We start from the raw sequence: 6410 nt of genomic DNA, 5'->3' as shown, positions 1-6410 counted from the left end.
GCACGCGGCAGCGTTCCCTCCCCCTTGTGGGGAGGGTTAGGGTGGGGGTTCTTCTTCGCAAGAATCCATATGCGATAGCCCTGCCCACGAGGGGGGGAGATTGGCAGCTTCGCCGCGTTCGCCAAACATAGGCGCCGCAAAGAGAAGGGCCGGCAACCGCCAGCCCTTTATGCCTCTTAAGCCCGTGCCAACCAGCTCAGCTGGACCTTAAGCCAGGAGTTAATTCGCCGGCTAATTACCGATCTTGCTTCAGCCTGCGGCACAGCTCATCAAGCTGTTCCAGCGACCGGTACGAAACCCGCAGCACGCCGCCCTTGCCCTTGTGATCCACCGACACAATCATGCCGATCGTGTCGGTCAACAGCTTCTCCAGCGCCAGCGTGTCGGCGTCCTTTTCGTCAGGACTTGGCGCCGGCTTGGCTTCCCTAGCGCTGCTGGTGCCGGCCGGCATCTGCGCCAGCGCTTCGGCCTGGCGCACCGAAAGGCCCTCTTCGACGATGCGCTTGGCAAGGCCGGCCGGATCTTCCGCCGTCACCAGCGTGCGGGCATGACCCGCCGACAGGGCGCCGTCGACCAGCATGTCGCGGATCACGTCCGGCAGCTTCAAGAGCCTGAGCGTGTTGGCGACATGGCTGCGGCTCTTGCCGATCACCTGGCCGAGATCGGCCTGGGTGTAGCCGTGCTCATCGATCAGCTGTTGATAGCCAAGCGCTTCCTCGACCGCATTGAGGTCGGTGCGCTGGACGTTCTCGATGATCGCCAGTTCGAGCGCGGTGCGGTCGTTGACCTCGCGGATGATGACCGGAATCTCGGACAGCCCGGCGCGCTGCGCCGCGCGCCAGCGCCGCTCGCCGGCGATGATCTCGTAGCGGCCGGCTTGTGTCGGCGAAGGCCGCGCCACCACCGGCTGGACGACGCCGTGTTCGCGGATCGACTGGGCAAGATCGGTCAGCTCGGCGTCGCCGAAATGCCGGCGCGGATTTTTCGGATTGGGGGTCAGGAACTCGATCGGCACCTTGCCGTCGGCGCTCATGCCGGGCTTCTCAGGCGCTGCGGGGCGATCGATCTCGCCGATCAGCGCAGCCAGTCCACGCCCCAGTCTCTTTCTTGAAAGGTCTTCGCTCATCTTTATTCCAGTTGGCTATTCCAAATCGTTTCGGTATCGAATCGGCTTTTAGCTATGCATCCGGCCTAATCAAGCGGCGCGTAACTTGCGCTCGCGGCGGATCACTTCCGACGCCAGTTGCAGATAGGCCTGGCTGCCGGAGCACTTCAAATCATAGAGGATCGCCGGCTTGCCGTAGGACGGCGCCTCAGACACCCGCACATTGCGCGGAATGACGGTCTCGTAGACCTTGTCGCCCATATGCGCCCGCACATCCTGCACCACCTGGTTGGCGAGATTGTTGCGGCCGTCATACATGGTCAGCACGATGCCCTGGATGGTGAGATCCGGATTGATCGAGCGGCGCACCTGCTCGACAGTCTCCAGCAACTGGCTGAGACCTTCGAGCGCGAAAAACTCGCATTGCAGCGGCACAAGAACAGAATCGGCCGCGGCCATTGAATTCAAAGTCAAAAGGTTGAGCGATGGTGGGCAGTCGATCAGCACATAGCCGAACGGCGCGCCGCGGTCGGTCGCAGCGCGCAGCGCATTGCGCAGCTTGAGCACACGGTCGGGCGCCGAGGCGATCTCCATTTCGATGCCGAGCAGGTCGAGCGTCGACGGCACGATCGACAGGCCGGGCACGGCTGTGGGGATGGCCGCGGCCTCCAGCTCAAGCTCGCCGGTCAGCACGTCATAGGAGGACACCGTGCGGTCCTTGCGATCGATGCCGAGGCCGGTGCTGGCATTTCCCTGCGGATCGAGATCGACGATCAGCACCTTTTCGCCGATCGCGGCCAGCGCGGTCGCCAGATTGATGGCGGTCGTCGTCTTGCCGACACCGCCCTTCTGGTTGGCTACAGTGATGATTCGGGGGCCATTCTTCATCATGGGTTTATGCCAGAAATTCATTTTGGGCGCCAAATCGCCTGTCAGTGACGGATCAGACAGGTCGCAGGTTGGACAATTCCAGGATGACGCCGCCAGCGTCGGTCACACTTGGATGTTCTACCAGATCGAAGGACCATCGGTGAACGCTTTCTTGCACTTCGGTGCGGTAATCCCGGCCTTTGTGGAACAGGCCGCGTGCGCCTGAAATCAGCCAGGGCGCCGACAGGTCCAGCAAGGTCGAAAGCGAGGCCAAAGCCCGCGCCGTGACGACTTGCGGTGTCGAAACAAGCGCATGGCTGTCATCGATGCGGCGCGCCACGACTCGCGCCGGCAGGCTGAATTGCCCGACGACGGTCTGCAGGAAGGACGCCTTTTTGCGATTGCTTTCAACCAGATCGATGCTAGCGCCGTCGCGCTCGGCAAGCAGGAAAGCCATGACAAGGCCCGGAAATCCGCCGCCCGAGCCGAGATCCACCCAGCGCGTGGCTTGAGGCTCTAAGCGCCCGAGCTGCGCACTGTCCAATATATGGCGCTGCCAGACATCGCCCGACGTCGATTGCGCCACCAGATTGATGCTGCGATTCCATTTCTGGAACATCTGCTCAAAGGCCACCAGCCGATCGAATGTTTCACGTGAAACCGGGCCCGCCGCGTCCTGCAGGCTCTCTAGGGACATAGAATTCACGCAACATCCTTCTGTGGGCGCTGGGCGCTCTCCGCGTGGCGGACATGCGCGACGATGATCGCCAGTGCCGCCGGCGTCATGCCTTCCATGCGCTGGGCATCGGCGATGGAGCGCGGCCGCCGCGCTTGCATCTTCTGCTTCAACTCGTTGGACAGCCCCGGCACCCCGGCGAAATCGACCGTCTCGGGGATCAGCCGGCTCTCTTCATGCCGGATCTGCGCCACATCCGTCTTCTGACGATCGAGATAGACTGAATATTTCGCTTCCGTCTCGAGGCGCTCCGCCGTCTTGCCGTCGATCGCCGCAAAGCGCGGATCGACGCCAGCCAGCCAGGCGACATCGACGTCAGGATAGGACAGCAATTCATAGCCGGACCGGCGCACGCCATCCCGGTTGATGTCCAGCCCGTGTCGCGCCGCCTCATTCGGTGTCATGGTGAGCGACTTCGCCAAGTCCCGCGCCTCGTCCAGGCTTTGCATGACCTGCCCGTAGCGTTGCATGCGCTGTGCCGAAGCGATGCCCAGCTTTGCAGCCAGAGGCGTCAGTCGTTCATCCGCATTGTCGGCACGCAGCGACAGCCGGAATTCGGCCCGAGAGGTGAACATCCGGTAGGGTTCGCTGATGCCGCGGCTGGTCAGGTCGTCGACCATCACCCCAATATAGGCTTCGGTGCGGCTGAGCACGATCTGCTCGCTCCCCGCCGCCCGCCGCGCCGCATTGAGGCCTGCGAGCAAGCCTTGCCCGGCTGCTTCCTCATAGCCGGTCGTGCCGTTGATCTGCCCGGCGAGGAAAAGACCCCTGATGCGCTTCGTCTCCAGCGTCTGATGCAGTTCGCGCGGATCGACGTGATCATACTCGATGGCATAGCCGGGCTGCAGCATGGTTGCGCGCTCCAGCCCCGGAATGGTTTTCAATATATCGAGCTGTACGTCTTCGGGCAGCGAGGTCGAAATCCCATTGGGATAAACCGTGTTGTCATCGAGCCCTTCCGGCTCGAGGAAGATCTGGTGCCCGTCCCTGTCGCCGAACTTGACGATCTTGTCCTCGATCGACGGGCAATAGCGCGGCCCAACGCCCGCGATCGAACCGGAATACATGGCCGACCGGCCAAGATTGACGCGGATCAACTCATGCGTGGCCGTCGTCGTGCGGGTGATGCCGCACTCGATCTGCGGCGTGGTGATGCGGTCGGTCATCAGCGAGAACGGCACAGGATTCTCATCCGCCGCCTGGCTTTCCAGCGACGCCCAGTCGATGGTCCGGCCGTCGAGCCGTGGCGGCGTGCCGGTCTTCAGCCGTCCGAGTTTGAAACCCGCGCGGTCCATCGTCGCCGAGAGCCCAAGGCTGGCCTGCTCGTTCATGCGGCCGGCGACAATCTTCTTCTCGCCAATATGGATAAGCCCACGCAAAAAAGTTCCGGTCGTCAGCACGACCGCGCCACAGCCAAGCCGCCTGCCGTCGGCGAGGAGAACAGCCGTGATCCGCCCATCGGCGATCTCAAAATCCAGAACCTCGCCTTCGACCACGTCGAGATCATTCTGCTGCCGAATCGCTTCCTGCATGGCAAGGCGATAAAGCTTCCTGTCGGCCTGCGTGCGGGGGCCGCGCACGGCGGGACCCTTGCGGCGGTTGAGCAGGCGGAACTGGATGCCAGCCGCATCCGCCACGCGCCCCATCAGGCCATCCATGGCATCTATCTCGCGGACCAGGTGGCCCTTGCCGAGCCCACCGATCGCCGGATTGCACGACATGACCCCGATCGTGTCAAAGCGCAGCGTCACCAGCGCGGCCCTGGCACCAGCGCGCGCGGCAGCACTGGCCGCCTCGCAACCCGCGTGGCCGCCGCCCACCACAACCACATCATAGTGATTGGTCATTCCAACACGTCCCAGACTCAAAAAAGATTGAGGGACACATGTCCCTGCAGAGCAGTGCTGTCAAGAAAACTCCGCAGCGAGTTTCACGTGAAACAAGGTGGTGGGGAGTTGCAGCGGTGTTTCACGTGAATCATTTGGAATGGGACCTTTTGCCGGAGCCCTGCCAACTTTCGTCATCCACGGGCGGAGCGGGAGCGAAGCGGACGCGCAGACCCGAGGATCCATTCCGTGAACGAGATCGAGGAATGCGACGCAACAGAATTCAGCACCGCTGCGACGCTCCAAGTCACGGCATGGATCCTAAGGTCTGCGCTGCGTCGCTGCGCTCCCTGCTCCGCCGTGGCTGACGAAACGTTAAGCGTTTCCGCCAATTGCCAACGCATGCGGCCCAAGCGCGCCGTCAAGCCTCTGCGCCAGAAACCAATTCCTGTTCGAGGACCCATTGTTTCACGTGAGTCATTTGCCAATACAGAACTGCGAGAAGATCACGTCCAGCATGTCCTCGACGTCGATGGCGCCGACAATACGGCCCAGGCGATCCGCGGCAAGCCGCAACTCTTCGGCGCGCAATTCTTGCCCGACAGTCTGGCCGTCGGTTGCGCGAAGCAGGTGGATATTCGCTGCGCCAAGCAATTCGACGTGGCGCAGGCGCGATGGCAGGACATCACCGACGCTGCCGGCTGCTTCCGCAGCTCGCCGGCCGATTTCCGCCAGCAGTCTCTCCACGCCCGTCCCGTTTTTTACCGAAATGATGAGGTCATAGTCCGCGGCCGCATCGATTGCAGCGCGGTCTTCCAGCAGATCAAGCTTAGTGCCGACCCGCAAGCTCGGAGCGCCGGTCGGTAGCAGACCGATGTCCCTGGGGTCCGCAACGTCCTGCAGCAACAGCAACAGATCGGCGCCATGCGCCTTGGCCCTCGCCTTCTCGATGCCGATCGCCTCGACCTTGCCCGGCGCATCGCGCAGCCCGGCCGTATCGGTAAGCCGGACCCGCAGCCCCCCGAGATCAAGTGTCACTTCAAGCAGATCCCGCGTCGTGCCGGGTTCATCCGTTACTATAGCGGCATCCCGCCGGGCCAGGGCATTGAACAGACTCGACTTACCGGCGTTGGGCGCGCCAAGGATAACGACCTCGAAGCCGTCGCGAATGATCTCGGCGGCGCGAAACCCGGCGATGTGGCGATCGATCTCGCCGATCATGGTCCTGACATCAGACCAGACCGTATCCGAAACGGAACCGGGGACATCGTCCTCATCGGCGAAATCGATTTCCGCCTCGATCATGGCCCGGGCATGGATCAGTCTGCGGCGCCAGCCAAGATAGAGTTCGCTCTGGACGCCTTCGGCATTTTGAACGGCAAAACGCCGCTGCGCCTCGGTCTCAGCATTGACGAGATCCGCCAACGCCTCGGTCTCGACCAGGTCGACCTTGCCGTTGAGAAAGGCGCGGCGCGTGAATTCGCCGGGTTCCGCGTGCCTGACGCCGTCATGGCCTGCGATCGTCTCCAGCACTTTTGCCACAACGGCACGACCGCCATGGACGTGGAATTCCGCAACGTCCTCGCCGGTGAAACTGGCCGGACCGCGAAAGAAAACGACCAGGCCAGTGTCGAGCACGGTCCCATCGGGTGCCCTGAATCGGCGCAGAACTGCCGAGCGGTCCTTAACCATGCCGCCGGCAATCGTTTCGATTACGAATCGAGTCTGCGGGCCGGAAATACGGATGACGGCGACGCCGGCCGGGAGCCGGCCGCTCGACAGCGCTACGATGGAACCGCTTGAAATCATTTGCCCGCTCTACCGAACCGCCCTAGCTTTACACCCATCAGCCAATCGCACCCGAGTTTGCCCA

Annotated in this window: 5 protein-coding genes; all 5 read right to left on the bottom strand. The window is 62.7% G+C overall.

Annotated elements, in window-relative coordinates; all coding sequences use genetic code 11:
• Positions 1–235: 235 nt before the first annotated feature.
• Positions 236–1126: a ParB/RepB/Spo0J family partition protein gene (locus NKH95_RS27950; RefSeq protein ID WP_352723056.1), complete on the bottom strand. Its 891-nt coding sequence runs from the start codon at positions 1124–1126 to the stop codon at positions 236–238.
• Between the two features lie 69 nt (positions 1127–1195).
• Positions 1196–1996: a ParA family protein gene (locus tag NKH95_RS27945; RefSeq protein ID WP_352723055.1), complete on the bottom strand. Its 801-nt coding sequence runs from the start codon at positions 1994–1996 to the stop codon at positions 1196–1198.
• Between the two features lie 52 nt (positions 1997–2048).
• Positions 2049–2681 (bottom strand): 16S rRNA (guanine(527)-N(7))-methyltransferase RsmG, encoded by a 633-nt coding sequence (rsmG, locus tag NKH95_RS27940; protein WP_352723053.1) that lies wholly within the window; start codon positions 2679–2681, stop codon positions 2049–2051.
• Positions 2678–4558 carry a tRNA uridine-5-carboxymethylaminomethyl(34) synthesis enzyme MnmG gene (gene mnmG, locus NKH95_RS27935; protein WP_352772441.1) on the bottom strand — a complete coding sequence of 627 codons (1881 nt, stop codon included), beginning with the start codon at positions 4556–4558 and terminating at the stop codon, positions 2678–2680. The genes rsmG and mnmG overlap by 4 nt, the downstream gene beginning before the upstream one ends.
• Positions 4559–5014: 456 nt before the next feature.
• Positions 5015–6346 carry a tRNA uridine-5-carboxymethylaminomethyl(34) synthesis GTPase MnmE gene (mnmE, locus tag NKH95_RS27930; protein WP_352893906.1) on the bottom strand — a complete coding sequence of 444 codons (1332 nt, stop codon included), beginning with the start codon at positions 6344–6346 and terminating at the stop codon, positions 5015–5017.
• Between the last annotated feature and the right edge of the window lie 64 nt (positions 6347–6410).

The sequence above is a fragment of the Mesorhizobium sp. M0848 genome (genome assembly GCF_040319805.1).
In the GTDB taxonomy this organism is placed as follows: Bacteria; Pseudomonadota; Alphaproteobacteria; order Rhizobiales; family Rhizobiaceae; genus Mesorhizobium.
The sequence above is the reverse complement of the archived record's forward strand: the minus strand, read 5'-3'. Positions and strand labels throughout refer to the sequence as shown.

Bases quoted from the DNA above. Each gene is read 5' to 3' on its own strand.
- NKH95_RS27950 (WP_352723056.1), bottom strand. From the start codon at position 1,126: ATGAGCGAAGACCTTTCAAGAAAGAGACTGGGGCGTGGACTGGCTGCG.
- NKH95_RS27945 (WP_352723055.1), bottom strand. From the start codon at position 1,996: ATGATGAAGAATGGCCCCCGAATCATCACTGTAGCCAACCAGAAGGGC.
- mnmG (WP_352772441.1), bottom strand. From the start codon at position 4,558: ATGACCAATCACTATGATGTGGTTGTGGTGGGCGGCGGCCACGCGGGT.
- mnmE (WP_352893906.1), bottom strand. From the start codon at position 6,346: ATGATTTCAAGCGGTTCCATCGTAGCGCTGTCGAGCGGCCGGCTCCCG.